The organism is Streptomyces sp. NPDC002588 (assembly GCF_040295925.1).
GTDB lineage: Bacteria > Actinomycetota > Actinomycetes > Streptomycetales > Streptomycetaceae > Streptomyces.
On sequence record NZ_JBEOWF010000024.1, the window covers coordinates 26,650 to 51,987 of the forward strand.

General features: G+C 69.4%; 20 protein-coding genes. 6 read left to right on the forward strand and 14 right to left on the reverse strand.

The genetic code is table 11. The features are described from left to right. Positions 1–122: 122 nt before the first annotated feature. Both ABT057_RS26435 and ABT057_RS26440 read right to left on the reverse strand, forming a co-directional pair. On the reverse strand, positions 123–1,418 hold the full coding sequence (locus tag ABT057_RS26435) for a hypothetical protein (protein WP_352346074.1): 1,296 nt from the start codon (positions 1,416–1,418) through the stop codon (positions 123–125). 227 nt (positions 1,419–1,645) lie between these two features. Further along, positions 1,646–2,989: an endonuclease domain-containing protein gene (locus ABT057_RS26440; protein WP_352346075.1), complete on the reverse strand. Its 1,344-nt coding sequence runs from the start codon at positions 2,987–2,989 to the stop codon at positions 1,646–1,648. A gap of 189 nt (positions 2,990–3,178) precedes the next feature. Between ABT057_RS26440 and ABT057_RS26445 the strand changes: the two genes are divergently transcribed. Next, positions 3,179–3,406, forward strand: coding sequence for a hypothetical protein (locus tag ABT057_RS26445; protein WP_208106618.1), 228 nt, complete (start codon positions 3,179–3,181; stop codon positions 3,404–3,406). Between the two features lie 30 nt (positions 3,407–3,436). Here ABT057_RS26445 and ABT057_RS26450 read toward each other — a convergent pair whose 3' ends face one another. The 3 genes from ABT057_RS26450 to ABT057_RS26460 form a co-directional block, all read right to left on the reverse strand. After that, positions 3,437–3,700, reverse strand: a complete 264-nt coding sequence (locus tag ABT057_RS26450; protein WP_352346076.1) for a hypothetical protein — start codon at positions 3,698–3,700, stop codon at positions 3,437–3,439. Positions 3,701–4,012: 312 nt separating this feature from the next. Further along, on the reverse strand, positions 4,013–4,666 hold the full coding sequence (locus ABT057_RS26455; RefSeq protein WP_166633296.1) for a class I SAM-dependent methyltransferase: 654 nt from the start codon (positions 4,664–4,666) through the stop codon (positions 4,013–4,015). Between the two features lie 78 nt (positions 4,667–4,744). Beyond that, positions 4,745–5,251 (reverse strand): glycine-rich domain-containing protein, encoded by a 507-nt coding sequence (locus ABT057_RS26460; protein ID WP_166633295.1) that lies wholly within the window; start codon positions 5,249–5,251, stop codon positions 4,745–4,747. Positions 5,252–5,496: 245 nt separating this feature from the next. On the opposite strand from ABT057_RS26460, the gene ABT057_RS26465 reads away from it, so the two are divergent. The 3 genes from ABT057_RS26465 to ABT057_RS26475 are packed head-to-tail and all read left to right on the forward strand — an operon-like array spanning position 5,497 to position 7,105. Next, positions 5,497–5,748: a hypothetical protein gene (locus ABT057_RS26465; RefSeq protein WP_352346077.1), complete on the forward strand. Its 252-nt coding sequence runs from the start codon at positions 5,497–5,499 to the stop codon at positions 5,746–5,748. After that, positions 5,723–6,244 carry a DUF6879 family protein gene (locus ABT057_RS26470; protein ID WP_352346078.1) on the forward strand — a complete coding sequence of 174 codons (522 nt, stop codon included), beginning with the start codon at positions 5,723–5,725 and terminating at the stop codon, positions 6,242–6,244. Before ABT057_RS26465 ends, ABT057_RS26470 begins: the two co-directional genes overlap by 26 nt. Positions 6,245–6,250: 6 nt before the next feature. Beyond that, positions 6,251–7,105: a helix-turn-helix domain-containing protein gene (locus ABT057_RS26475; RefSeq protein WP_352346079.1), complete on the forward strand. Its 855-nt coding sequence runs from the start codon at positions 6,251–6,253 to the stop codon at positions 7,103–7,105. A 175-nt stretch (positions 7,106–7,280) separates the two neighbouring features. On the opposite strand, the gene ABT057_RS26480 is transcribed toward ABT057_RS26475, so the two are convergent. Continuing rightward, positions 7,281–7,718 carry an ATP-binding protein gene (locus ABT057_RS26480; RefSeq protein WP_352346080.1) on the reverse strand — a complete coding sequence of 146 codons (438 nt, stop codon included), beginning with the start codon at positions 7,716–7,718 and terminating at the stop codon, positions 7,281–7,283. A 175-nt stretch (positions 7,719–7,893) separates the two neighbouring features. On the opposite strand from ABT057_RS26480, the gene ABT057_RS26485 reads away from it, so the two are divergent. Both ABT057_RS26485 and ABT057_RS26490 read left to right on the forward strand, forming a co-directional pair. Next, the gene (locus ABT057_RS26485) at positions 7,894–8,778 is read left to right on the forward strand and encodes a helix-turn-helix domain-containing protein (protein WP_502973967.1); all 885 of its coding nucleotides are present in this window, start codon (positions 7,894–7,896) and stop codon (positions 8,776–8,778) included. Beyond that, positions 8,775–8,960: a DUF397 domain-containing protein gene (locus ABT057_RS26490; protein ID WP_352346081.1), complete on the forward strand. Its 186-nt coding sequence runs from the start codon at positions 8,775–8,777 to the stop codon at positions 8,958–8,960. The genes ABT057_RS26485 and ABT057_RS26490 overlap by 4 nt, the downstream gene beginning before the upstream one ends. 68 nt (positions 8,961–9,028) lie before the next feature. Here ABT057_RS26490 and ABT057_RS26495 read toward each other — a convergent pair whose 3' ends face one another. Genes ABT057_RS26495 through ABT057_RS26530 form a run of 8 tightly spaced genes read right to left on the reverse strand, consistent with a single transcriptional unit; the run spans position 9,029 to position 25,273 of the window. Further along, complete coding sequence (locus ABT057_RS26495) at positions 9,029–10,795, reverse strand: GTPase (protein WP_352346082.1); 1,767 nt, start codon at positions 10,793–10,795, stop codon at positions 9,029–9,031. After that, positions 10,719–11,201 carry a hypothetical protein gene (locus ABT057_RS26500; RefSeq protein ID WP_352346083.1) on the reverse strand — a complete coding sequence of 161 codons (483 nt, stop codon included), beginning with the start codon at positions 11,199–11,201 and terminating at the stop codon, positions 10,719–10,721. The genes ABT057_RS26495 and ABT057_RS26500 overlap by 77 nt, the downstream gene beginning before the upstream one ends. After that, positions 11,185–13,644 carry a GTPase gene (locus tag ABT057_RS26505; protein ID WP_352346084.1) on the reverse strand — a complete coding sequence of 820 codons (2,460 nt, stop codon included), beginning with the start codon at positions 13,642–13,644 and terminating at the stop codon, positions 11,185–11,187. Before ABT057_RS26505 ends, ABT057_RS26500 begins: the two co-directional genes overlap by 17 nt. A 2-nt stretch (positions 13,645–13,646) precedes the next feature. Continuing rightward, entirely contained in the window at positions 13,647–15,734 is a 2,088-nt protein-coding gene (locus ABT057_RS26510) for an Hsp70 family protein (protein WP_352346085.1), read from the reverse strand. Beyond that, entirely contained in the window at positions 15,731–16,405 is a 675-nt protein-coding gene (locus ABT057_RS26515) for a hypothetical protein (protein WP_352346086.1), read from the reverse strand. The genes ABT057_RS26510 and ABT057_RS26515 overlap by 4 nt, the downstream gene beginning before the upstream one ends. Before the next feature lie 5 nt (positions 16,406–16,410). Continuing rightward, positions 16,411–18,069: a hypothetical protein gene (locus tag ABT057_RS26520; protein WP_352346087.1), complete on the reverse strand. Its 1,659-nt coding sequence runs from the start codon at positions 18,067–18,069 to the stop codon at positions 16,411–16,413. Then, positions 18,066–22,247, reverse strand: coding sequence for an Eco57I restriction-modification methylase domain-containing protein (locus tag ABT057_RS26525; protein WP_352346088.1), 4,182 nt, complete (start codon positions 22,245–22,247; stop codon positions 18,066–18,068). The genes ABT057_RS26520 and ABT057_RS26525 overlap by 4 nt, the downstream gene beginning before the upstream one ends. Next, complete coding sequence (locus ABT057_RS26530; protein WP_352346089.1) at positions 22,247–25,273, reverse strand: DEAD/DEAH box helicase; 3,027 nt, start codon at positions 25,271–25,273, stop codon at positions 22,247–22,249. The genes ABT057_RS26525 and ABT057_RS26530 overlap by 1 nt, the downstream gene beginning before the upstream one ends. Between the last annotated feature and the right edge of the window lie 65 nt (positions 25,274–25,338).

Below are 25,338 nucleotides of genomic sequence, written 5' to 3' on the forward strand. Positions count from 1 at the left end.
GGATCATCGGCATTCCGAGCGCCGTACCCAGGTAGTTGAGGTGGCGAGCTGGGCAGGCGTTCAGAACCGCGGTTGATGCCGGGAAGAAGGCCGTTGGAACAAAGCTCCACTCGGCCCGGCCGTCACCAGGGTTCCAGCTCCCGTGTGCCGGGTGCCTCGGCAGGCAGGAGCGCCTCACGGGCACGGGAGTTGAGGGCGGTCAGCCGACCGGTTGCCCGGTCGAGACAGAAGGCGAACGCCTTGGCCTTGTCCGCGAACTCCGCTGCCGGGCGGGTGAGGCCGGCGCCCGTGATGACGATCAGGCGCTTGGGCAGGTCCTCGCCGGCTGCCGCGGCAAGGCCGTTCAGCCGCTGCATCTCGGAGGCCGACAGGTCCTTGGTGGTACTGCGCCACTCGATGTGGAACGCGTCGGACTCGATGGGGACGTCGGCCCCGCCCTCCAGCAGATCCGAGAAACCGAAGGTGGTGAGCTGCTGGAGGACCGCTTCCGTGATCTCACGTGGGGTGAGCGGCCCCTGGCGGCGTTCCGGCGGCCTCTTCTCTGCGGGCTCGTCCACGAATTCGGTGAAGTCCTCCATCCACTCGGGGAGGTCGCTCGCGGTGGGCCGGTCCGCGAAGAGACTGTCCTGCAAGGCGGATCTCGACTCCGGGCCGGTTGGCGTGCCGTCGCGCGGCGGGATCCAGGGTGGCTGTGTGTCCCAGGTCTCCGGTCCTTTGCAGAGCAGGTCGGCGATCTCCGCCACGGAGACGTCCGCGCGAGGAAGGCCCGGAGCGGCTGAGGGTCGGCGCTCCAGACACCAGCCGAGCTCGACACGGCCCCAACCTCCCCACTCCGGCCTGTGCAGGTCCACCAGCCAGCCGAGGGTGGGCTTGAGCGAGACGCGGACGAACGCCTCGGGAAACTCGGCCTCCATGAACGATTCGTGACGTTCGCCGACGATGTCGAGCTTCGGCGAGAGACGCGGACCGTGGGCGAAGTACCGGTTCCCGGCGGCCACGCGCCGCACACGCACGCCCCGCGCGTCGAGGATGTCGGCCAGTTCGGTCATCTCGGACGGTTCGCTTTCGTGCCAGCGCCAGGGGGACACGACCGGCTCCCCGGTGAGGCAGGCCGAGGCATGGGCGTGTACGGCGTCCACGAGGACGTCGTCGGGGGTGTCGAGCGGCCAGAGGGACGGCTCGCTGTCCAGTACCGGATCCATCACCGCCCAGACGATGGAGTGATCCATACGTACGTGGGCCAGGGCGACGGATTGCACGCCGGACAGGGCCACCTTCAGGAGCATCCGTCCCTGCGAGTCGTCGAAGTGGACCCGGTCGGCCAACTCGGGATGACGTTCGCGCAGGGCCTGTTCCAGGCTCTGGAAGTGCAGGTGCCTGCCGAAGGCGGCGACCATGTCGCCGGGCGGGAAGGGCAAGGGACACACTCCTGTCGGGGCCGGGCCGCGCGCTCAACGGGCGGCAGGGTCGTGATCCGTCGTCGGAGCGTAGGCCGACCCGCTTCTCCGACCCAATGGATTTGGGCGTGTGCAAGGGAGTTGGCCGTTCGATTGGCCGGATAGCGTCTCTGTTCCGGCCGTTGCCGAGAACGATGTCCGCCCGTGTGGGCTCGCCACGGAGCGGACGCGCTCTACCCTGTGCCCGCTCAGAACAGTGCCAGCCCCTGGCCGCCGGCATCCGCTATGACCGGTCGGGACTGGGCCGGGAGGCCGTCCAGGCGGTCGGGACCGGCCGCGGCGGCCACGGCCGGGGCCGTCTCGGCCAGCCAGACACGAAACCTCTCGGCGGCCTCGCGGTAGGGGACTCGCGCAAGAACACGGTGTTCGCCGGAGGGGCAGCAGTCGACGGTGACGGTGAGCAGGCAGGAACGGGGCGTGTTCTGGCTGCCCGTCCAGGACACGCGCAGGACACCGCAGGGCTTGCGCCCGCCGGAGGCTCGGTGGGTCGGGCGCAGCGACCGGCAGGCTGTGTGGGCCGTCCACGCGGCGAGGTGGGGCAGGGGCAGGGTGGTGCGTGCGCGGCAGCCGGGGCAGCGGTGCCAGTGGCGGAGCCAGTCGTCTGCGTCGGTGTGGAAGAGGCGTGTGTAGCGGTTCGCCACGCGGATGTCGTTGCTGTACAGGTGGTCGGGGCGTTCCAGGGTGTTGCAGGACTGACAGACGGGAGCACGGACGTAGCCGTGTTCGTGGCAGTGGTCGAGCACTGCGGCCGGCGCGTCGCGGCAGACGGCGCACGCATACCCGGCCACCCTGCGGGAGGTGCCGGGCTTCCTGCTGAGCACCGAGTACAGCTGGCCTGTCAGTTCTCCGTTGTACGGGCGTGGTGGGGCGGTTGGGCCCTCGGGGCTCGTCGTCCGCCGACCGTCGGCGTCCCGGGCCTGCCGGGGGTGGGAGGGCGGCTCGGGGGCGGCTGCGCCTGCCCGGTGGTTCCGCGCGGCTTGCACCCACTGCGTCTCGGCGTGCTCGGCCGCGTCGAGCAGCCTGACCACGGCGCGCGGCAGCCACCACGTGCGCCGCGTCCCGTCGCGGTTCCGCTCCACGAGTATCTGCCGCCAGTCGATCCCCGCCAGGTGGTACGGCCTGCCGACTCCACGTCGCGCCACCCGCTCGGGGCCTCTCAGCTCCTGCAAGTCCTCCGTGATGCGCCGGCGCCAGCGCAGGGGCGCTTCCCCGCCGTACTCCTGCCGCGGCGCCCCGCGAAGCGGGCCGACGCGGACCAGGTCCTGCCGGTCCATCTCCACCGCGTTCAGTCTCGCGGCCGCCCGGCGCACCTCCGTCTCCGAGACGCTCCACTGACCGCCGCCCGCCCGCACCGTCGCCACCACATGGCTGCCGAGCAGGACGTACCCCAACCGGGCATGGGCGGGAGAGGAAATGAACGCCCCCGCAGCCGTCGGCACGGTGCTGTCGGCCGTCAGATCGACCCACAGAGCGTCCGCGGCACCGAGGGTGATCAGTCCGTCCGCGCGACCGGGCATGACACGCTCTGACATACCGACAGGCTAGCGGCGCCGACGCGGCAACGGGTCTCCAAGTGCCTCGGTCGGCCGGGCCACCGCCCGCAACTCCCGGTACCGAGAATCTGGTTCATCAGCGCGCACCCTGGGGGTCCTGAGGTCCGGCCAGGCGGGGCCCTGCCGCCGTGTGCCATGCTGTGGCGGATTTCGGAGGGGGAGGGTGAGATGACCGAGAAGCCGCTGACGCACAAGCAGGCGCTCGCCGCGGTGATCCAGGCACTGGGTGGCACCTGGGACACCGAACGCGCCGTACTGGCCCTGCGAGTCGCCGGATACCAGCCGGCGAACGACGAGGCCGCGGGCAAGGAAGCCCGCCACAACCTGCGCGAACTCGCCCGGGACGGTCTCATCGTGAGGCCGGACCCGGGCCAGGCCGTGTACCGCCCGGCGTAGTCGCCACCGCGTGGCTCCGGCGCCGCCCGGTCAAGGAACGGCGGGCGCCTGGAAGCCGTTCGTGGTGATGTGGGCGATGGCTGACGGGTGGCTGGTCAGCCACTCGCCGCACACCCGCCAGCGGGGAGATGTGCCGTCGCTGAACTCGGGGCGCACCTCCGCGACGAGCTTGTGATCGCACTCGCCGCGCGACGCCATGGAGCAGATCACATCGCCCTGTTGCTCAATGGCCGGTACGTACGGGTGGATCGACAAGATCGGAGAGCGCATCTCCCGCGCCGCTGCATGAGACATGGCGCGGAGGTTAGCAACGCGGCTTCGCCGACCGGCACTCGCCGATCTGCGGGACGGGTCGCCCGCGTCAACTGGACCTGTGACTGACCTCCGCCCAAACGGTCTTGCCGCCTGGCGGATGCGGTTCGGTGCCCCAGCGGTCGGCCAGGGCGCCACTTCGCGGTCGGGCGTGCAGAGTGGGCGCGGTTCGTGGGGTTCGTGGCGGAGTTCTGAACGGCTCACAGGGGGTGGCACTCGCGGGGACCATTCCATGGGCCATGAAGTGGCCCCGGTCGGCTATGGAGGATGCCGGCCGGGGCCGTGACCCGATTGTCAGGCGCGGGCCTGGACGATGAGCGTGCCGATGTGCCCGGCTTTCGGGGCATCCATCACCGTCGCCTCGGCGGACGTGAAACCAGCCCGGAGCAGGTGCCGCTCCCACACTGCGGGCCTGTAGCTGTACCGGTACGTGAACATGGCCTTCCCCGCGAACCCGCCCTTGTACATGCCCTGCGGCCCGTAGGCGCCCGGGATGGCCGGCGGCTGGGAGAACACGAAGACGCCACCCGGGACAAGGTGTTTGCGGACCAGGGGGAAGAGGCGGGAGGGGTCGGTGAACCAGGCCGCGCCGAAGATGGAGTACACGGCGTCGTACCGCTTCTCGTCAGCTCCGAGCCAGTCGAGGATTTCCCCCGGCTCGATCCGCACCCCGAGCGGCGCCCACTTCTCACCCGCGAGCGCCACCATGCGCGGCGACAGGTCGACCCCGGTGGCCTTGACGCCTTGTTGTGCGAGGTGGGCGAGAGCGCGGCCGGTGCCGCATCCGATCTCCAGCACGGTCTCCGGGTTGCCGAGGAGTTCGGGTCCGGGTCCGTGGCCGGGGTACTGGGTCCAGCAGAATGACGGCTCGGCGTCGTCCTTGAACGCGGACTCGGCGTAGGCGTCCCACAGTTCGGTCTCGGCGGCGATGTCGTGCGGTACGGGCACAGCTGTTCCTCTGGTGGTCGGGATGCGGGAGCCCCCGCCCTCGGCGAGCCGCGAGGGCGGGGGCGACTGTAGCCGGGGTCAGTGGCTGTCGGGGACCTTGTCGTCGCACGGTGAGCAGTCCGTGCCGTCGATGGCCCACAGCTCCTCGTCGATGGCCCAGCCCTGGGAGCGGAGGAAGTCGCCGGTGCGCAGGCACAGGCCGTCGCGGCGGCGCTCGATGAACGGGGCGTGGTGCTTGAACCGGCCGCCGTTGTAGAGGCGGCAGATGCCCCACCAGACGGGTGTGTCGAGGATGAGCTGGTGGACGCCGATGTCGACGAGCTTGCCGACGCCCAGGTGGACGTCGGGGTTCTCGATGGAACCCATGACGTAGATGACGGCGTTACCGAGGATCCGTTCGGCCATGTCGCGGACCATGGTGTGGTCGCGCAGGAGCAGGGCGACCTCTCGGTCCCACAGGCTCATGCCGGAGTCGAACACGTTGACGGTCAACTCGGCGATGTGCGGAGCGACCGCGTTGAGGAGTTCCTTCGGGTCCCGCGTGAGCGTCCTGCCGGGGGCGGGCTGTTCGAGTGTGACGGTCATTGACCTGCCCTTCTGGGGTGTCGTTGCCGTGCTGGAAACGCCCGGGGCCGTTCGCGCGGCTGCCGGGTTCCATCGTCTGCCTCGACCGTAGGAGTCCCTCCATCGGCCAGGCCACGAAGTTGCACCGAATTACACGACAGTTTGAGAGTACTGCTCATGAGTGACATGTGCTCTTGACCACGCGACGCGTTCGCAAGATGGTGGTGTAAATCGCTGCAACCGACCAGCGCGGGAGACCAGCCACCATGAACATTCAGTTCGTAGGGATCGACCCCGAGACGGACGAGGACGGATGCCCCACAGTCTGGGTGGACACCGGCACGGACGATCTGCTGATCCAGAGCTACCAGGCCGACGACGAGACGACCGCGACCTGCGACGCACTGTCCCCGGCGAGGGCGCCGATCCCGCCCGGCGAGACCGTCATCAGGATCCCGGCCCGTATGATCCCGATCATCAGGAAGGCGTGCGATGAGCTCGATCCCGGAGTTCGCTGAACTCCTCGCCGACACCAGGCAGTCGGCCGCTCATCTGGAGATGAGGGACGCCTACTTCACCAATCCCCGCTTCGAAGCCTGGCAGGACGGCCGTCGCGTGGACTGGGACGACCGGGGTTCCTGGTGGCGTCCCTACCACCAGAACATCGCGGACGCCGTCGCCCGCGGCGTAAACGTCCGACGCGTCAGGATCGTGTCCGAACCGGTCACCGACTACATCGCGTGGGAGCACTACCAGACCCGCGCCAACGTGGAAGCCGGCGAGGAGGTGCGCTGGCTCCCCCGGCACCGCGCGTGGGACCTGCTCGTCCCGGGCACCGACCTGTGGATCTTCGACGGGCGGCTGATGCGCATCCACCACTTCTCCGGCGACGGCGAATGGGTCGGCAAGGAACTCTGCGACGAGCGCAGCACGGTCTCCCGGCACGCGACCGCATACGAACGGATCTGGGAACGGGCCACCCCCCACGACCAGTACGAGGTCAAGGTCAAGTAACCGTCCATGTCCACATTCCCCACGTCCAGCGTGCAGGAAGCACGCGCGGCTCTCGCGGCCCGGCTGCGGGAGCTGCGCCTGGACGCCGGCATCACCGGCAAGGAACTCGCCCGTCTCGCGGGCTGGTCCGTCGCCAAGTCGTCGAGGATCGAGAACGCCGTCACCGCGCCGGCCGACGCCGACATCCGCGACTGGTGTGCGGCCTGCGGCGCGCACGACCAGGCGGACGACCTCATCGCGGCCAACCGGCAGGCCGACTCCATGTACCTGCAGTGGAAGCGGCTCCAGCGAACGGGCATGAAGCAGTTGGCGGAGACCTCGGCCAAGCTGTACGAGCGCACCCGCCACTTCCGCGTGTACGCCTCCCACGTCGTGCCCGGCTATCTGCAGACACCCGGCTACGCGACGGCGCTGATGCGCACGATCGCGGACTTCCGCGGTACCCCGGACGACGTGGCCGACGCGGTCGAGATCCGCATGCGCCGCGCGCGCGTCATCCACGAGGGAGACCACCGGTTCGCGACCCTGGTCGAGGAGAACGTCCTCCATCACCGGGTCGGCGACCAGGACGTGATGGCCGGCCAGCTCGGCAACCTGCTGGCCGCGATGTCTCTGCCGTCCATGTCGCTCGGCATCATCCCGGCCGCGGCCTCGCGGGAAGCGGTCATGTGGCCGCTGGAGCAGTTCACGGTGTTCGACGACTCACGGATCCATGTGGAGTTGCTCGCCGCGAAGGTGACCGTCACGGCGCCGGGCGAACTCGACATGTACTTGCGGGCGTTCGCCCGGCTCACAGAACTGGCCGTGTACGGGGCCGATGCGCGGGCCCTGATCGTCAAGGCTATCGACGCCTTGAGCTGACCCCGGGCGCACGGAAGCCCTCTTGAGGCCGCCCGACTCCGACTGGAAGGTCTCCAGGCACGTAGACCGCGCCCCCGGCCGAGATGCCGTACAGATGGAAGGAGTACGTGTCCAACTCCGCCCGTCGGCAAGCGAACGGGTGATTTACGGCGGTCAGTTGGGCGGGGAGTGCCTGTCAGCTGGTCCGGTGGCTCACCTCGGCCCAGACGGTCTTGCCGCCTGGCGGATGCGGTTCGGTGCCCCAGCGGTCGGACAGCGCGTCGACCATGAGCAGACCGCGGCCCGTCTCGCCGTCCGTCGCCGAGTCGGTCGGTACGACGGGGAGTTGCCCGCCCCTGGCGTCGGTGACCGCGATGCGGAGCAGGCCGGTCGTGGTGTCGAGAGCGAGGGCGAGCCGGAAGTCTCGGCCCTGGACGCGGCCGTGCAGGGCCGCGTTGGCGGCGAGTTCGGCGACGATCTGCTCGGCCCGCTCAGTCACGTCAGGTGACAGGTCCCAGGCGCGGAGCTGCGTGGTGGCGAGGAGGCGGGCGAGGCGGGCTCCTCGGCGGGTGGAGGACAGGAGCTGGGCGAACGTGGCCACGGTGGCGGGCGGTTGGGGAAGGGTTGCGCTCATGGGGCCACCGTGGCGGGCGCGTGGGGGCGCGTTCCAGGAGTGACGCCCGTACGGTGCGTCAGCGTACGGGGACGTTCTGTGGACGGTACGCGGCGTCTTCCGTCACGCTGGGTGCTGTCGGGCGTGGGGCGACGGACAGCGTGTGGTGGGTGCACGGAACGGGAGGTGGCCGCGTATGACGGGCGGCATCGACATCATGACCGACGGCGGCGACGGGGAACCGGCCGGCGGTGAGCCAGATCGTGAGCCCGACCCCTCGGACAGTCTGCGGACCTGGGGTGCCGTCCAGCAGGCGCTGCGCGAGCACGCGGGGTACAGCAGGGCCGAGTTCGCGGACCTGGTGCGCTTCTCCAAGCACACCGTGGAGTCGGTGGAGCTGGGGCGGAGGATGCCCGACGAGTCGTACGTGGTGCGGTCGGAGGAACTGCTCGGGAACACAGGCGCGTTGCGCAAGTCCTCGAAGTTCGTGACCCGGGGGCGGGGGGATGTGGGGCTGGCGGCCTGGTTCCGGCAGTGGGCTCGGCTGGAGCGGGTGGCGGTGAGCCTGTGTACGTACGAGTGCAGGCTGGTGCCGGGGTTGTTGCAGTCGGAGGGGTATGCGCGGGCGGTGTTCGAGGGCACCGTCCCGGTGGCGCCGGACGACCAGCTGGAGGAGTTCATGGCCAGGCGCATGGAACGGCAGCGGATGCTGTTCGAGCGCCCGACCATCCCGTTCAGCTTCATCGTCGAGGAGCACGTCTTCCGGCGCCGGTTCGGGGACGCGGACCAGATGCGGGAGATGTTCGATCGAGTGCTGGAGCTGAGCGCGCCGCGCAACGTGACGCTTCAGATCGTGCCGCTTGAGGCCGGGTTGCATGCGTGCCTGGACGGCCCGTTGCAGCTCTTGGAGACCCCGAAGGGGCAGCGGCTCGCGTACTCGGAAGGGCAGCAGAACGGCCGTCTGATCTCCGACCCGAAAGAGGTGAGCCTCCTCTACCAGCGCTATGACACACTGCGCTCGCAGGCCCTCAACTCCAAGGACTCCCGGGGCCTGTTGGAGCGAAGCCGAGGAGAGCTATGAGCGCGACGGAACTGGCCTGGTTCAAGTCCAGCTACAGCGGCAGCCAGGGTGACAGCTGCGTCGAGGTCGCCCGCACCGAACAGAGCATCTGCGTACGGGATTCCAAGGACGTGACACGTCCGCACTTCGCGGTCGGGCGTGAGGAGTGGTCGCGGTTCGTGGGGTTCGTGGCGGAGGCCTGAGCCGCGTTTGTCCCGGCGGTCGCGTGGTCACCGGTCACGTTCGCCGCCGGGACACCCGGTCCACGGGGTCAGTCGGTGGCCTGCCCGGCAAGCTTCTCGACCTCGTCGCGGAGGCTCCTGATCTCCGTCAGCGCTGTTTCGCGTGCGGCGCTGATCTGCGCGCCTGGGTGCGTAAGATCGCTCAGCGAGTGTTCCACCTCAGCGATCCACTCGCTCAGGTGCCGCTCACCGGCGTCAGCGAGGCCGGTCCGCTGTCTGAGCGCCACGTCGGCGAAGTGATCCCGGAACGCCTGTCGGCGCTTCTTGATCGCCATCCATTTGCTCTGGTCCTGGACGACGCTCTGCACGTCCAGGACCGGACCCATGACCGCCACCGCCCACTGCGCCTTTCCGGCCCAACCGGCGACCTTGTCGGCCGCCTTGCCCTTGCCCCACGGCTTGAACTTGCCCACGCCGTTGGTGATCTTCCCGTCGGCGTCGAGCACCTTCTGGCCCGCCCGGGTCTTGTTGAGCCAGCCCGCGACAGCGGCTGCCCGCTCACTGCTGTCCGCGACCTTCTTGATCCACTCGTAAAGTCTCCCGGCCCCTACCTTCGCGGCCTTCTCCGCCGCTTCCCTGATCGCCCGTTCGTACGGTGACTCCGTGGGCGCGGCGAGCGTCGCCTCGGGTGAGTCGACGTCGTTCACCCAGTCCTCGGGCTCCGGCACACCGTCCCCGTACTCGGCGACCAGCGCGTCGAACGCCGCCCTCACCGATGAGGAGAACCTGACGTCGAAGTCGGTGCGGGCATCGACCAGTTCCCCGGTGACGGCGACGGCGATGTCGACCGGGACGACGCCGTTCTTCTCCGAGACGCTGTCGGCTGCTCTGCCTCCCGCCGTTCTGATCCTGGAAGCGACGACCTCGCTCTCCCTCTCCAGGACGTCCAGCACTCCCTCCTTCGCCCGGGAGACCGACTCCTCGGCCTTCTTCGCGGTCTGCGCGGCGTCGAGGTCCTCGCCGTCCAGTTCCCACCGCTGTTCTGCGTGCTGCAGAACCCGGATGAGTTCGCACGCCTGCGCCTTGGGTCGGACACTCTCGACGCCGGGGGCAATGATTCTCCGCAACTCGGCCAGGAGGGCGTCGATGCCGCTCTCTGAGGCGAGCAACTCGCGGTGCTCGTCCGTGAGTTCGGGGTCGTTAGCCGCGTCAACGTAGTCGCGGGCGTCGGTCGGGACGATCGGGACTCGGTCGGCGAAGGGGCCGAGCCGCTTGCGGATCTCGTCGAGGATGACGTCGCGGTCGCTGTTTTCGGCGCTCATCTTGTTGATGACGACCACGCTTCGGTCGGCGAACCCGTCGGTGTCGAGGGCCTGGAGAATGGCCTTGGTCTCGGTCTCGCCCGGCAGTTCGCTCGTTGTCACGATCATCAGCGCGTCCGCACCGCGCGCACCACGCCGGGCAGCAGCGGAGTGCTCGTCGTTGCCCGACAACGTCCCGGGCAGGTCGACCAGCGTCACGCCGTTCCACGGATGCAACGTCGCCTCCTGCGTCTTGGGCGCCGCGTCGACGAGCTTCTCGACCTCGGCCGCCGGGAGCCGGCGCAGTGCCGCGATGAGCATCGACTTCCCGGCGCTGTACGGACCAAGGAGCGCGATCCGCAGCGGACTCGTGTCCGCTTGGGGCAGGCTCGCTGTCAGGTCCCGGGTACGAGGGTGAGCGTTCAGGACCTTCTCGGCCCGTGCGCTCAGTGCGAGTACGCGGGCGCTTGGACCCCCGTCAGTCGTCAGCCGCGGCCCCATCGCCTTCTCCGCTTCTTGAGTCCGGGCAGATCTCGATCCGCTCGGTGAGGACATCTACGAGGTGCTTGTGCAGGCGTGCCCGGACGTCCACGACACAGGAAGTGTCGGTCCAGACGCGGAGTTCGACCCCTGGCGTCCGGTGTGCCCGGCGGATGGCCGCCGGGTCCCCGCCCGCGAGAGCCAGAAGCCGACGCGTCAGCACGAGGTCGATCGCGTCGAGGGCGGACCGCACGGCCGACCGCAGTCGACCGAGCTGCTCGAACCGCTCCCGGGTGCTGCCGATGTCCGCGGCCTGCGCTGCGAACTGGGCCTCGATCTGAGCCGTCGCGTCATCGACGATGCTCGCCAACCGGACGTCGACCCAGCCGAACAGCTCGTCGAGGCCGGCCTCGACCGCAGCCGTGGTCGCGCGGGTCCAGTCGTCCTTCGCCTGCCGCGCGCGGTCAAGCTCGCTGCTCACCGCTTTCGCCGCTCCGGTCAAGGCCTCCGCCGCGTAGACCACCCTCACGGCGGGAGGGGGGGACCACGAGCTTCTTGGGGAGCCCCTTGGCGGCGAAGGAGCCCAGGAGGGCTGTTGCCGCCCCTTTGGCAGCCGCTGTCACGAACTTCCGGTCAGGACGTGGTCGTACACGCGGGTGCTCGTCGTCCTGCCGCTCCGGGGCACTTGCCAGCGCGCGCAGCACCCGCCTTTGATTCCGCGCCTGCTGCTCGAGTTCGCTCTCAAGACCAGAGCACAACCCGTCCAGCTCCAGTCCGGTGATGAAGTCGCTCCACCGCTGCGCGTGATCCGCGCCACCCAGGTCCCGAACCATTTCCGGCAATCGCTCTTTGACCCGGTGACGCTCGGCTTCGAGCCGTTCGTGTGAGTTTCGGCCCGCGGCCCGGAACGCTTCGAGCAGCGCGGCCCGTTCATCCGGCGTCGAGCGTTCGAGTTCGGCGAGTGCGAGACCGATCTGCGGGAGTTCTTCGACCGCCCGGTCGTGGAACGCGGCGAGCGGCGCCCGTACGCCTTCGGCCAGCCGGACGGCGCGAATCGGAATCGCGCGCTCGGCGAGGAGCCGGTCGAGGGACTGCTCCAGTTCGGGCAACCTGCTCGCCCGCAGGGCCCTGTCTCCCAGCTTGCGATCCTCCGTGGACAGCGCCTCGTGTGCGGCACCGGAGTGGACCGCGAGGATGACGGGCGGGGCGACTCCGACCGCTCTGGCGCCCTGTTCGATCCGAACGGCATGCCCCGGCGCCGACTTGAACTCTCTGTTCGGGGAGTTGGCGAAGAGCTCAAGGCGGACAGGTGTGTTGACCAGCCCCTTCACATTGACGACAGCCAGCAGGGGTTTCCCCGAGAGGAGAAGCCGCCGGAGTTCCGCGGACTCCTCGTCGCGCAGCGTGTCGGCGTAGTTCCAGATGACCGCGTCGGCGCTGATGCACGCCGCCCGCGCGCGCTGCGCGTCGAAGTCGTCGTCCTTCGCGGCGAAGCCGGGCGTGTCCAAGTAGGTCACTGAGCCGACGTCGAACGCGGAGGTCTTCCGTGTGGTGCGGTGCGCCCCTCGCCCGATCCCGGATCGGTCCGCGTCACGCGTCAGGGCTTTGCGGAGCGTGGTCTTCCCGGACTTGGTCCTTCCGACGATGGCCACGAGCAGCCTGCCTCTGACGGCAGGTAGGGGTCGCATGGCATCGCGCAGTTCGCGTTCGAGCGTTCCGACGCGGCCGATGACCCCGACGAGTTCCTCGCTCTCCATCGCGTGCTCGGAGTACGTCGTTCGCTGAAGGTGAGCCTCGACCTTGGCCCGAAGAGCGGACTGGATGTCGCGGTAGTCCGAGCGGCTCGTGTCCACCGCCCCGGGGGGCAGCGCGAGTTCGCTGACCAGGGAGTCGAGGGCCGTACGGAGTCCGGGATCTGCTCCCCGTGCATCCATGGCCGCTGCAACGTGGTCGAACAGCACGATGTTCTTCGTGTACCAGGGCTCAAGAGCGCGCAGCTGGTCGACATCGTGCCGGGAGCCGACTGCCAGGAGCCCCGACACGAGCCGTGCGGCCGAACTCGTGGCAGGCGGCGCGGACAGGGATGCGGTAGTGGTTACGGAGACCGTCGCCGACGCGTGTTCGATCACGGTCCGCGCGTCGTCCGCTGCGAGCAACTCCAGAGCGCTTCCCGACACAGCGCCGGTGTCGCGGGCCTCGATCGCCCACACCAGGGCGTCACGCCGGTCCGACCTGAACCCGGACCGCGCGTCCGGCCCGAGCCAGCGCCACCACCCCGGTCGTACGGAGAGGAACGCCTCGTACGCCTGCTCCGCCGCGACGAAGTCCCGCACCTTCTCAAGCCGCGTCACCAGATCCCGGTTCCGCAGATCCCGAGCTGCCGAGGTGCTGTGCTGGAGTACGAGTTCCCGTGCGGCTGCTGCCTGCCGGGTGACGCGGGGGCGGTTCAGGTCGGCCAGGGCGCTGTCGACGTCGATGCCGCGGATCGAGCGCCAGATTTCCTCGGGCCAGTCTTGATCCGCGCGACGGCACGGCTCAAGGACCCCAGGCAGCAGCCGTTCTGCGACCGCCACCGCCGCGAGGTCTGCCCGAAGCGCGTCCACCGGGACACCCTCAAGTGCCTGAAGGCGTGACCCTCCTTTGAGCCGCGTCAACTCCCGCAGAGCTCTGGCTTCGCCTCGGGCAGCTGCCGGACGTGCCAGTTCGTGTTCCTCGACGCACGCCGCTACGGCATCGGAGACCCAAGGAAGCGTGCTCCCGGACGCAGGCAGACCGGCACACCCGTACGCCTGGGCCACTGTGTCAACGTTCTCGGCGAGCCGCCGGAGTGCGGCCTGCCCGGCCATGGCGTCGACACCCAGCGGTTCGAGCAGGAGAGCCAGAATCTCGGTTCTGATACTCGTCCTGCCAGTCACCTCGGTCACCGCTACTCCTCATGCGGGCGGTGGTAGCGGAACGTGGGGAGCGGGCCGGGGCCTGGGGGAATCAGGGCCTGCTGGGCGACCCGGTGGCGTGGCGGCACGCAGGTGCGCGGGGTGAACACCCACATGCCCCGGGTCAGGGTGGCCCCGAGGACCCGCTCCTTGTTCCGCAACCAGGGGTATCTGCCCTGCAGTTCGACGTAGTTGTCGTTGGTGACGACCGTGCCCTGTGTGTCCTGCGCGATGGCCGTGACCAGCGCATCGCCCTTCCCCTCGGTTCCGGCCGGAGGCTGGATGAGCTCCCCCTTGCCGAGCGCCGCCTCCACCGCTGCCCGCTCCTCCTCCGCGACCTTGTGCCGGAACGTGGCGTCGACCACGACATGCAGGACGGCATCGGGATGGTTCGAGGTCAAGGCGGCTCGGGCGGACAGGAGTTGGGCGTACGACGGCCGGTCGTCGTCGCCGTACACGCCGGGCTGCCGCGGCGATCTGCCGATCCACGCGAGGTTGGAGCCGTCGACCACGAACACCGCGGGCGCCGGGCCCGTGGCAGTCTTCGGTATCTGTGCCGGGATCGGCCTGGTGACCGTGTTGCCCGCGAGCAGGTCATCAAGTTCCTTGCGCACCGCCGGTGTCGGACCGCCAGAGCTGAAACTCTTGATCTCCTCGTTCAGGACCTCCTCACTGGTACGTTCAAGAGTCGCCTTGACGCGCAGGAGGCCGTTCGTGTCGTACGTGTACTCCAACAGGAAGCGGGAGTCCTCACGAGCCCGGGGCTCCGCGTAGGTGAAACGGAGATCCGTCAACTGCACGTTGTCGGGGTGATCCAGCGGCCGGTCCGGGTCGCCTTCCCAGATCTCCACGGCAAGGCTGCGGGCGTTGTCCCGGCGCGGCGTGTAGTTCTTGCGCTCCTTCCAAGGCAGCGGCGAGTTGCGCGGGATGATCTGACTGAACTTCCGCTGCCCGGTGTCGTCCGTAACGACCGTGCCCAAGGCATGGCTCGTCGCCACCTGGATCACACCGTCGGCTTTCCCGGAAAGCACGGCCGCCGCGATGGAGGCGCCGCGGGCGACCGCCGTCATGGGATCGCACAGGTCGACCTCGACGGGCTGCTGCTGCATGACCTCGGCGACCGCCGCCCGTACGCTGGGGATCTGGCTCGTGCCGCCGATCATCAGCACCGCGTCCACGTCCAGAGGCGCCATATGCAGGTCGGTGAGGCACTGCTGGACCGGTGCCAGGGCGCGGTCCACGAGGTCCGTGATGGCGTCCTCCAGTTCCTCCTGCCACACCTCGACGGTGTCACCGTCCGGAGTCCTGATGGTGACGGAGTCCTCGGATGACAGGCGGATCTTGCTGCGCTCCACGTCCAGCCCGAACTGCCGCTCCTGCGCCGGCGTCCACGCCGATCGCGCCGGAGCCCGTTCGAGGACGAGGTCGCGCAGACGGCGGTCGATCTCCAGACCGCCCAGCTCGGTGACACCCCGTGACGCGAGCTCCTCGAAGAATCCGTCCTGGTAGTCGAGCACGGTGACGTCAATCGTGCCGCCACCCCAGTCAAAGACCAGGAGGGTGCGAACTCTTGGTAGCTCGTGTCGTAGATCGTGCGCGTATGAGATCGCGGCTGCCGTCGGCTCGTTGAGCAGCGCCAGGACGTCGATGCCCGCAAACTGCGCGGCGGCGCGCGTGCGATAGCGCGCGGCACCCGTGGCGTTGGCGGGCACGGTGATCACGGCCTGGTCGATGGCGGTGAGGTTGTGCTCTGCGCCCTTTCGCATGGCCTGGAAGACACCGGCGGCCACCGTCGTGGCCGCGAACCTGCGGCCGTGGATCGTGACGTACTCGTCGCTCTTGAGAAGTCGCTTGCAGGCCTCGGCCGCCTCCTCGGAGCGGAGCTTGGCCTCCCAGCCGAACAACGCTCCCCGACGCAGCGAACTCATGCCCACCACTGACGGAAAGAGGTACTCGAAGCCGGGATGGCGCCAGTCGGCGTCGATGTGGTGGGCGTCCAGTAGCAGCACGTCGGCGTCGTCGCCCAGCCACTGGGCCACCACGGAATTGGTGGTGCCGAAGTCGATCCCGGTCGCGGTCACATGGCCTCCCCGTTCGTCGCCCCGTCGTCCCCGGCAGAGTGGTCTCCGCCGTCTGCCCCGGGCAGGCGGCGCAGTTGTCCGGAGAGCACCAGCTTGCCGGTGGCCTGGTCCACGTAGGCCGGGCGCAGCACCTCGAACGCCTCACCGTCGCCTTCCACCACCACGAAGAGCTCGCGTTCTCCGTCGGGTGAGTCCACGCACCGCACGCCTTGGTCGAGCAACGCTGTGCGGATGCCCTTCCGAAGAGAATTGGCCTTTTGATTGGGTGCGCCAGCGAGCAGATCGACCTCGACCATCCGGGCCACGTACTCCTCCCGGGTGCGGAACGCCTCCAGAACAGCCTGACGCAGGGCAGCCGTCACAGCAGCCTGCGTGGGTCGCGCCTCTTCAGGGAGAGCGGTCAGGAGTTCGGTCGCCCGCTCGGTGAAACGGGTGAGCAGCATGGGAGGACTGAGCAGTTCCTCGGGGCGGTAGGTGCGCGGGGTGTCCTTGGGAGTGTGCCGTTTGGGGGCCGCTGGGGTTTTCTGTTCCTTGGGGCGGTCGGCGAGCGGGGTGTCCTTGGAGGCATCGGCTGCCGCCCGCTGCTTCTCCCGACGGCGCCTGAGGCCGTTGTTCCCTTTGCGGGGCTCCTGCTTGGGTGCCGCGGGGGTTCGCCGCAGTCTGCGGGGCACGTGGGTCACTGTGTGGGCATCCTTGCGTTGCGATCGGGGCGCCGGGGCGCGCTGAGTAGATGCGGCAGCAGATCCGCCACCGCCCGCTGTCGCACGAGCGCCAGGCTTTCGGGGGACTGGGGTGCCGTTCGTCTGGCCAGCGGCGCCAGGGGCGGGACCAGTGTGACCGGCACCTCGTCCGGAAGATCGAACACGTCCTGGTCGAGCGGTAGCACGAAGAAGCTGGACCAGTCCTCGTCGCGCTCGGCGTCTCTGATGCGTTTCATCGCGCTGTTGAGCCGCGCGCTCGTGTCCACGTCGTGCACATGCTCCCGGCGGAGGTCCCGGTACCGGGTCTCCCAACTTGGCGCGCCGTGTGGCAGCCCGAGGTCCAAATAGGGGTTGGAGGCTGCCGGTCTGTCGTTACGGGGAACCGCCCGACGCTGCTCGACCATGCGGAGGTTGGACTCGGCCGGCTCGTGCGATCCGCTGATCCTCTTCAGGACGACGGCCGCCGCGTCCAGTTCCTCCCGGAGCAGCAGTGTGTACGCCTGGAAGTTGAGGGCTTCGGCCCGGTAGACCGGGTCAGCGGTCTCGAACGAGGCCAGCTTGTCTATCTGGGACGAGGCGCGGGCGAGGTCGTTCAGGCACAGCAAATCGTAGGCCTGACGCAGGGCCATGAGCGCGTGCAGGGGTGACCGCGACGGGTTGACGGCTGCCTTGGGCTCCCACAGAGAGAAAATGAGCCGCCACAACCCCCTATCTTCCCATATCTCCCGGTCCCAGTTGCCGACATCGACCCCGTCCAAGAGTCGGCGCAGCCGGAGCACCAGATCGCGGGGCAGCTTCCTTTCCAGCTCCTTCACCACCGAGGCGTCGCCGTCGGCAACTCGCTCCAAGAGGTCGTAGACATCGCCAACCGAGGGCAGCGGCTCGCCCCCGGTGAGGAACGCGTCCCGCCGCTGTCGGGCCATCCACTCCAGCGCAGCTGCCTGCTCGGCGGTCACCTGATCAGGAACCAGCCGGGCTTTGAGGTACGCGTTCTCCGTCTCCTCGGCCCGGTACTGCCAGGGATGGTGCTCGGAACCGACCGCCCCGGCGTCGATGAGGTCGTCGAGGACGCTCAGGGGTATCCAGGGAAGCACGCGCGGCAGCATCCGAGGCGGGAAGGCGGCCGTACCATCCGTCGCGAACGCACTGAGGAGGGCGAAGGCCCCGGAGGGGTCCTCGCTCCCGGAGACGGCGAGCGTGTCGTCGCCCGTTGCCAGGGCTGTGAGCTGTTGCTCTCCGACCTCGGACAGCCACAGGAAGCCGCCCGCGTGGACCGCCGTAAGCGTCGCGGCGACTGTGGCTGGGGCGGCCCGTTCGAGGACGGTCCGCACAGCAGGCAGCAGCCGGTCGTCCGGTTCGTCGCGCAGGGCGTCGGCCAGGGCGTCGTGCGTCACGTCCCCTGCAAGGGAAGCGAGTTGTTGGAGCAGAGCGTGGGCCTGCAGCACCGCCTGGGCTCCGAATACGCCCGCCTTCCGCCACCTGCGTACGGTGAACCCGTCGACCCCCGCGTCCGCGCTCTGGGCGTCCCGGCGCTGCCTGAGCGCCCTCAGCCGTTCCCGCTCCCGTGCGACCGCTTCGGCCCGCGTCCCCGACACCGGCTGCCCCGCTCCGTCGGCCGACGGGGGACTCGTCACTCTCCGGCTCCTTCGTGCCGGGGGCCGTGGCCGGGGGGTGGAGTGAGAGACGAGGTGTAGGTGTCGCCGTCCAAGAGGGGCTTGTCCAGGCTCAGGCCGGCGGTGGCCATGCGGTCGTACTCGGTGAGCACGAGCCGCTTCGTGCGGTACTCGCCGTACTTGGCGATCTCGTTGTTCTTCAGTCCGCCCGACTCCGACTGGAAGGTTTCCAGGATGTAGTCGGTGTCCTCGGCGGAGATGCCGTACAAGTGGAAGAAGTAGGCGTCCAACTCCGCGCGCAGTTGGACACGTCGCGTTTCGTCCCAGCGGAACGGCTCACCTTCGTCGCCCAGGTCGCGGGCCAGTGGAGTCATGTCGTAGGCCGTGTAGACGAGTTCAAGGACTCGACGGAGGAGAAAGGGGAGGTGGGGTTCGAGGGTGGTGGGGGTGGGGACAGGAAGCTGCTTCCACACGAACAGCTTCATGTGAGCGTCACTGATCTTCTGACGGCTGACGAAGTCGAAGACCAGGGAGGACTGCGTGGCGATGAGAGCGGCGACCAGGGGCGCGGCGACGCGGGGGAGCATTAGGGGGTAGGTGTGCAGAGCCGCCACGCGTGGGATGAACGCGGGGATGGACGTTCGCTCATTGGTCGAGGCAGTGACATCGCACCAGCCACATAGCCAGCCGCGTTCCCAGCCCGCCTCAGCAAGGCGGAGATCGACGCCGGGAACATCGACGTCTGTGCCGTTCCGGCGTACCCGGATCGTTCCGCTCTCCTGGATCCACGCGAGGGGCAAGGCGCAGCGGTCAGGATTGCTGAGTTCGTCGGAGGGGAGGTAACGCGGCTGATTCTGTCGGTTGACGGCAGTGGGACTCTTTACCACGTCGGCAGCGCGGTGATTGAAGAAATCAACCATCTTCGCTTCGTACAGCGGTGACATGCGTTCCTCGCCGCGCACGAAGTGGTTCCCGTCCAGTTCCCAGCCCTCGCGCTGAAGGTTGTCCTGGTCTCGCAAGAGGTCGCCGTCGTTCGCGCTGCGGAAGACGTACTTGAAGCTCATGCGCCAGGGGTTTCCGTCCCGTTTCTTTTCGTTGTGCAGGACCGGAAAGCGTCGGTACACCTCAGACGTAATATCCGCGTCTCGACGGTCACGGAAGATCGGCAGCGTCCCGGTGTTGGGGTTGATGAGGGCGAGATCCTGCGGGCTCAGGGAGAACACACGGTTACCGTTGTCCAGATCGGTGATCTCAGAGAGGAAGAAGCCGAGGCTCGCGGCAGGCACTCGCGAGTCACGGCCGGTGAGGGAGAGCAGGCAGAACTTATAGCGGGAGTCGACGCTCTCGAACCACTTGCCGCCCTTCGGTAGCGCGGGACTCTTGCGCCGCCTGTTCTCGAAGTCGTACAGCGAGACCAGTACTCCCCGTCGAGTGAAGTCACCGAAGAGGAACTGACCACCGGCGTTGGTGGCGATCGCGGTCGGAATGATGCATCCGAAGCGCCCCTCCGGTCCGCAGACCGACGAGAACTGCTCGGTGAAGAGCTGATCCGTCTGGAGTTTGGTGACGCCCCCGGCAGTCAGCCCCTGAGCGCACAGCGGGAAGACTCCAGAGTTCGCCGCAAACGTGAACATGGACTTCAGCTTGCGACGTTCAGTTCGATAGCGCTTGGCCCCCTCGGGATTCTCCTCCAGCCACTCGTTGATCCTCCTCTGTCTGGCAGTGCCGGCCATCTCCGCGATCGACGGATCGACGACGCTGAAGTACTTCTTATCCTCGAACTCGGTCCTGTCCCAGGGCGGGTTACCCACCACACACGAGAATCCGCCCGCCCACCCCGTAGCCGGATCGCCCCCACCGTCCTCCGCACCCGCGCCCGAACCGTCCTCCGGCACGCTGAACACCTCGGGGAACTCCAGGTGCCAGTGGAAGAACGCGTATTGCTCCCGCAGCCGGACGATCTCGTCGTGCGTGGACTGCGGGGCCGCGTCGCCCTCGGGGTCCTCAAGGCCACGGAACACCCGGTGCGTGATGGCCGGTGGCGTGTCCTCCCGCTTCACCCACACGAAAGCCGCGCACCAAGCGTCGGCCAGGTGCAGGGCCCGCAGGTACTCTGCTGACGTCGACCACTCCTTGAACGCCGACTCTTTGCGCCGCACCTCCGCCAGCGTCCGCGCTGGTGCCGAGGTGATGCGGCGCAGGCCCGTCGCGAAGGACGTGTTGGCGACCCGGGTCTCCGGTTCGAGGTCGAACAGACTGCCCTGGTTGGCGCGTTCCTGCTCGTTGCGTGAGAGGAGCTGCTTCGCCCAGCCCTCGTCGTCGCCCTCGGTCTTCTTGAACGCCCGGTCGGTGATGCCGTCCCGCATCAGCGCCGGGGTGGCACCGATGAGGCCGTTGCCGTGCCGGATGTGGGCGTCCAGGAAGCCGAGCGGGCGGCCCGGTTCCATGGCCTCCAGCCACAGGGACACCTTGGCCAGCTCCACCGCCATCGGGTTGAGGTCGACGCCGTACACGCAGCGCGCGACGACCTCGTGCAGGGCGTGCCGTACCGCCTCAGTGGTGGGCTCGGGGTTGCGTTCCCGCACGGAGGCGACCCGTTTGGCGATGCGCCGGGCCGCCGCGACCAGGAAGTGGCCGGAGCCGCAGGCCGGGTCGCAGACGGTGAGGGAGAGCAGTTCCTCGACAATCATGTCCGCGGGGTCGGTGTGGCCCTCGTCCTGGGCCCGCTGCTCGCCGCGCCGCGCCGCCTCGTCGATCACGGGCGTGAGGGTGGAGTCGAGCAGGGCTTCGGTCAGCGCGGTGGGGGTGTAGTAACTCCCTGTTTTCTTACGGTCGTTGCCAGCGCGGTCCACCAGCTCGAACGTGCGCTCCGACGCGCTGTGCTTCGGAACCAGCTCCAGCAGCGCCTCGTACACCGACCCCAGCTCCTCGGCGCCCATGTGCCGGTAGTCGACGGACCGCCAGCGCGCGGAGTTCACGTCGCGGACGCGCGCGAGGTGCCGTACGGCCTCCAGAAAGTGGCGGTTGGCCAGGCGGGCGTCACGGAGTGGGGCGTCTGCCTCGGTGATGTTGAAAAGGCCGCCGAGGCCCGGAAGGCCGAGTTCCGGGCGGCCCTGCTCGTCGCCCAGCGCGTTCAGCACGAGCTGAAGGGCCTCGTACTGGTCGCTGTGCGCCGTGCCCTGGCGGCGTACCGCTCGCTCGCGCAGCCGTGCCGTGGAGAAGTAGCGGGCGAAGCGGTCACGGGCCTGCGTGTCCGCGTCCGGCGTCAGCAGGGCCTCGCGGTCCTCGGCGACGAAGAGGAAGATCAGGCGGTAGACCAGGCGCAGCAGCGCCGACTGGAGCGCGGCCGGGTCCAGGGTCTCGCGCAGCTCCGTGTTGCCGGGGTGGCGGAGGAAACCCGTGCCAAGAGCGGCCAGCGCCTGCTGGACGCCGTCGCGGTAGTGCTCCAGGGCCCGCGTGCCCGACTCGATCGCCGCCGTACGCCACGCTTCCAACGGGCATGTCGAGGGCGCCGCCCCCTCCGCCACCTCGAACCGCGACGCGTGCAGCAGCCGGTACAGCAGAACGAACTCGCTGAAGAGCTCTCCGTCGAAGATGGCCTCAAGGTCGAACTCGACGTACGACGCCGTCGCGAGCGCGCTGGAGTCGCGCAGCAGGCGCAGCTGGCGGCCGTTGGTCAGGACGCCCCACAGGTGGGCCTCGGTACGGTTCAGACATTCCTGGACCATCGACTGGGGCGGGACCGTGCCCGCGCCGCCCGGACGCTTGTCCAGGTGGGCGTTCCAGGACGTGAGGTGGATCAGGGCGTGGTTCCAGCGGTGGCTGACCGGGAACCGCTTGTCGGGGTCGCCGTCGGCGGGGATGCCCGATGCGCCGACCGGTGTCAGCAGGCCGAAGCCCAGCTCGGCGAAGAGGGGTGCGAGCCACTGGGTGACGGCGAGGCCGGTCGGGTCGGGGCGGACCTCGGCCTCGGGGTCGGTCGGCAGTTTCGTGCGCAGTTCGCGCCAGGCCGCCTTCAGGTAGTCCCAGTGGCGTTCGGCCTCGTCGCGGACCGAACGGGCGCCCACGACGCGGTAGTCGGAGGGCCCGGAGCCCTTGACGTCCTTGCCCTCCGCGATGCGCAGCAGCATGTCGGCGGGGAGCAGACCGCCGACCGTGTGGACGGCGGTGAAGACCTGGTTGCGGGCGGTGGCGGACATCAGGCGTGCTCCCCCGGGGCGGCGGTGACGGCGGCGGCAGTGGTCGCGGGCAGGTAGACGTACGCGCCGAGCACGTCGGCCGGTTTCTGGGCGGTGACCCGCAGGCCCCGGACGATCTCGTCGGAGGCGCGGCGCACCCGGCGGTGCGAGTCGTACAGCTCGCTGGCCAGGTCCTCGCCGTAGCCCTCCAAGTGCGCGGTGATTTCCGTCAGTTGGTCCAAGATGCGGGTCATCGTGCGTTCGCCGAAGTAGGGGTCGGTGTTCTCGGACGCCTCGGCCTCAAGCAGGGCCAGTGCCTGGTCCTGGGTGAGCCAGGCGGCGTTCTTCGGGGCGCCCTGGAAGGCGAGCAGGCGGGCGTCCTCGGCGACGAGTTGCTTCTCGCCCTGGCGGGAGGGCAGCGTGAGGTGGAAGCGGTAGCGGACCAGCAGCAGGGTGGTGCGGGCGGTCACCGCCGTCGTGGTGATCACTCCGCAGCGGCGTGCCGGGCGGCGGCCCTCGGCCTGGGTGTCCAGGGCCGCGTTCAGGACGTGGGAGGCGAGGGCGCCGACCACGGGGTCCGTGCGGACCAGGGCCGCCTCGCCCCGGGCCACCGCCGACGTCGTACGGAACGGGATCGGTTTGCCGTTCTCGACCAGGCCGGCGCCGACCACCGGGGCCAGGGCGTCGCGCAGGCCCGCCGGGGTGCCGCTGACCTCGGCCGTGAAATCACCGGAGGCGAAGCCGGAACCGGAACCCGGAGCGGAACCGGCGCCTGATCCCGAACTCGAACCGGTGCCGGTGCCCGCGCCATCGCCCAGCTCCACCACGTGGGCCTCCAGCGCGGCCAGCGAGTGGCGGACGAAGTCCTGGACCTCGTCCGCACGGCCGAGGGTGTCGCGGATGGCGGCGACCTCGCGGGCGACCTCCTCGGGGTGGATGGCCCGCTGGGCGAACTTCGAGCGGGAGGTCGTCTCCTGCTCGGCCGCCGACTTCCAGTCCGTCTCCAGCTGCGCGGCCTTGGCGTCCAGCGCTTCGAGGGCCTCCAGGCCGAACAGGCCCTCCTGCTCGGCCTGCTGGCCGCGCAGCAGGAGCCACTCGACGATGGCGTCCGTGACCGCCGTGGACGACTCGTCGGGGACGGAGACGGAGATGCCGAGGTCCTTGCGGATCTGGCGGTGCTTCTTGATGAGGACTTCGAGGACCTTGCCGTCGATGCCGTTGTCGCTGCCGTAGAGGGTGATGACGCGGACCTCGTCGCGCTTCTGGCCGTAGCGGTCGACGCGGCCCTCGCGCTGGTCGTGGCGGGTGGGGTTCCAGGCGAGGTCGTAGTGGACGACGGCGTCGAACCAGTGCTGGAGGTTGACTCCCTCGGAGAGGCAGTCGGTGGCGACCAGCACCCTGCGGGCCGCCGTGTCCTGGCCCGCCTCGGCCGCCAGTTCCTCGATGCGCTCCACGCGCTGCTGCGGGGAGAGGGTGCCGGTGACGGCCTTGACGACGGTCCGGGCGCCGAGCTTGCCCTCCAGGTGCTCGGCCACGTACTCGGCGGTCGGGATGTAGCGGCAGAAGACGATCGGGTGGTAGCCGTCGGCGAGCAGCGCCTTGAGGTGCTTGATCAGGGACTTGAGCTTGACGTCCTCGGCCGGGCCCTCCAACGCCGCCGCCCGCTCGGCGAGTTCGGCCAGACGGGCTCCCGCACCCTCCACAGGCGTGCCGTCGGTCTCCGCGCCGGGGGCCACGTCCAGGCCCTCCAGGGTGTCGTTGTCGGCGGAGTCGCGGGTGAGCGGGGCGCCGAGCCGGTCGGCCTCCTCCGCGCTGGCCGCCGCGGCGGCGGCGGAGCGGGTGCGCAGGGTCTGGGCGGCGGCGCGGGGGGAGGAGACGAGGGAGCGCAGCAGAGCGATCGCCGACCACCAGGCGATCCGGGCCTCGCGCTTGCCCTGCTCTCCGGCGGCCTCGACGCGTTCGCTCGCGTAGGCGATGGCGTCCTCCAGCAGGGCGCGGTACGCCGGGGACAGCTTGTACGTCTCGTCCTTGAAGTAGCGGTCGGACGGGAACGCCGTGCGCTCGGCGAGGCTGTCGTCGCCGAGGCCGTCCTCCTTGGTGAGGTACTGGCGGATGTCGGCCCGTTTGCGCTGCACGAAGTGGCGGGCGAGGAGTTCACGGCCGCGCGGGGAGTCCATGTCCACGGTGGCGAGTTCGGGCCTGACCAGGCCGAGCAGGTTGCGGAACGCGGACTCCTTGCCGCTGTGCGGGGTGGCCGTGACCAGCAGCAGGTGGCGGTCCTCGGCGGCGGCGATCCGGCGCAGCAGTTCGTAGCGCAGCTGGTTCTGGGCGGAGGTGTTGTCGTCGGCGGCCACGCAGGTGTGGGCCTCGTCGACGATGACTAGTTCGGGGCAGTGGCGGACGAAGTCGTCGCGGTGGCGGGTGGACTTGATGAAGTCCGTCGAGACCACGACGTTGGGGTGTTTGTCGAAGAGGGACTGGCCGAGTTCCAGGCCGCGCTCCAGGCGGGAGACGGTGGAGGCGAGGACGAGTTCGGCGTCGATGCCGAACTTGGTGCGCAGCTCCGCCTGCCACTGCTCGGCCAGGGCCGGGGAGCAGAGCACGGCCAGGCCCCGTGTCTCGCCCTGGGCGAGGAGTTCGCTCGCGATCAGGCCCGCCTCGACCGTCTTGCCGATGCCGACATCGTCGGAGATCAGCATCCGGACGGTCTTCTGCCGCAGCGCCATCAGCAGCGGTACGAGCTGGTAGGCGCGGGGTTCGACGGCGATGCCGGCGAGGGAGCGGAAGGGGCCCGCGCCGGAGCGGAATCCGATACGCAGGGCGGAGCGGAGCAGTCCGGCGGCGCGGGCGTCACCGAGGTCGGTGGGTGACGGGGGCGCGAACTCGGCGCCCGCCACCTCCTCGAAGGCGGGGAAGACGGCGGCGATGTCGTCGTCCGAGCCGCCGAGGGGGCGCAGGACGAGCATGTCGGGTGCGCTCTCGGGGAGTACGACCCATTCCCGGCCGCGGGCCGTCACCAGGGAACCTGCGGAGTAGGTGAGCGTCATCGGGGTCTGGTCCTCTTCCCTCCGCCCTCGGCGGTGCGGGCGTGTCGGTGCGGGTCGGCTGCGTG

Bases quoted from the DNA above. Each gene is read 5' to 3' on its own strand.
- ABT057_RS26440 (WP_352346075.1), bottom strand. From the start codon at position 2,989: ATGTCAGAGCGTGTCATGCCCGGTCGCGCGGACGGACTGATCACCCTC.
- ABT057_RS26445 (WP_208106618.1), top strand. From the start codon at position 3,179: ATGACCGAGAAGCCGCTGACGCACAAGCAGGCGCTCGCCGCGGTGATC.
- ABT057_RS26450 (WP_352346076.1), bottom strand. From the start codon at position 3,700: ATGTCTCATGCAGCGGCGCGGGAGATGCGCTCTCCGATCTTGTCGATC.
- ABT057_RS26460 (WP_166633295.1), bottom strand. From the start codon at position 5,251: ATGACCGTCACACTCGAACAGCCCGCCCCCGGCAGGACGCTCACGCGG.
- ABT057_RS26465 (WP_352346077.1), top strand. From the start codon at position 5,497: ATGAACATTCAGTTCGTAGGGATCGACCCCGAGACGGACGAGGACGGA.
- ABT057_RS26470 (WP_352346078.1), top strand. From the start codon at position 5,723: ATGAGCTCGATCCCGGAGTTCGCTGAACTCCTCGCCGACACCAGGCAG.
- ABT057_RS26475 (WP_352346079.1), top strand. From the start codon at position 6,251: ATGTCCACATTCCCCACGTCCAGCGTGCAGGAAGCACGCGCGGCTCTC.
- ABT057_RS26480 (WP_352346080.1), bottom strand. From the start codon at position 7,718: ATGAGCGCAACCCTTCCCCAACCGCCCGCCACCGTGGCCACGTTCGCC.
- ABT057_RS26485 (WP_502973967.1), top strand. From the start codon at position 7,894: ATGACGGGCGGCATCGACATCATGACCGACGGCGGCGACGGGGAACCG.
- ABT057_RS26490 (WP_352346081.1), top strand. From the start codon at position 8,775: ATGAGCGCGACGGAACTGGCCTGGTTCAAGTCCAGCTACAGCGGCAGC.
- ABT057_RS26495 (WP_352346082.1), bottom strand. From the start codon at position 10,795: ATGTCCTCACCGAGCGGATCGAGATCTGCCCGGACTCAAGAAGCGGAG.
- ABT057_RS26525 (WP_352346088.1), bottom strand. From the start codon at position 22,247: ATGTCCGCCACCGCCCGCAACCAGGTCTTCACCGCCGTCCACACGGTC.
- ABT057_RS26530 (WP_352346089.1), bottom strand. From the start codon at position 25,273: ATGACGCTCACCTACTCCGCAGGTTCCCTGGTGACGGCCCGCGGCCGG.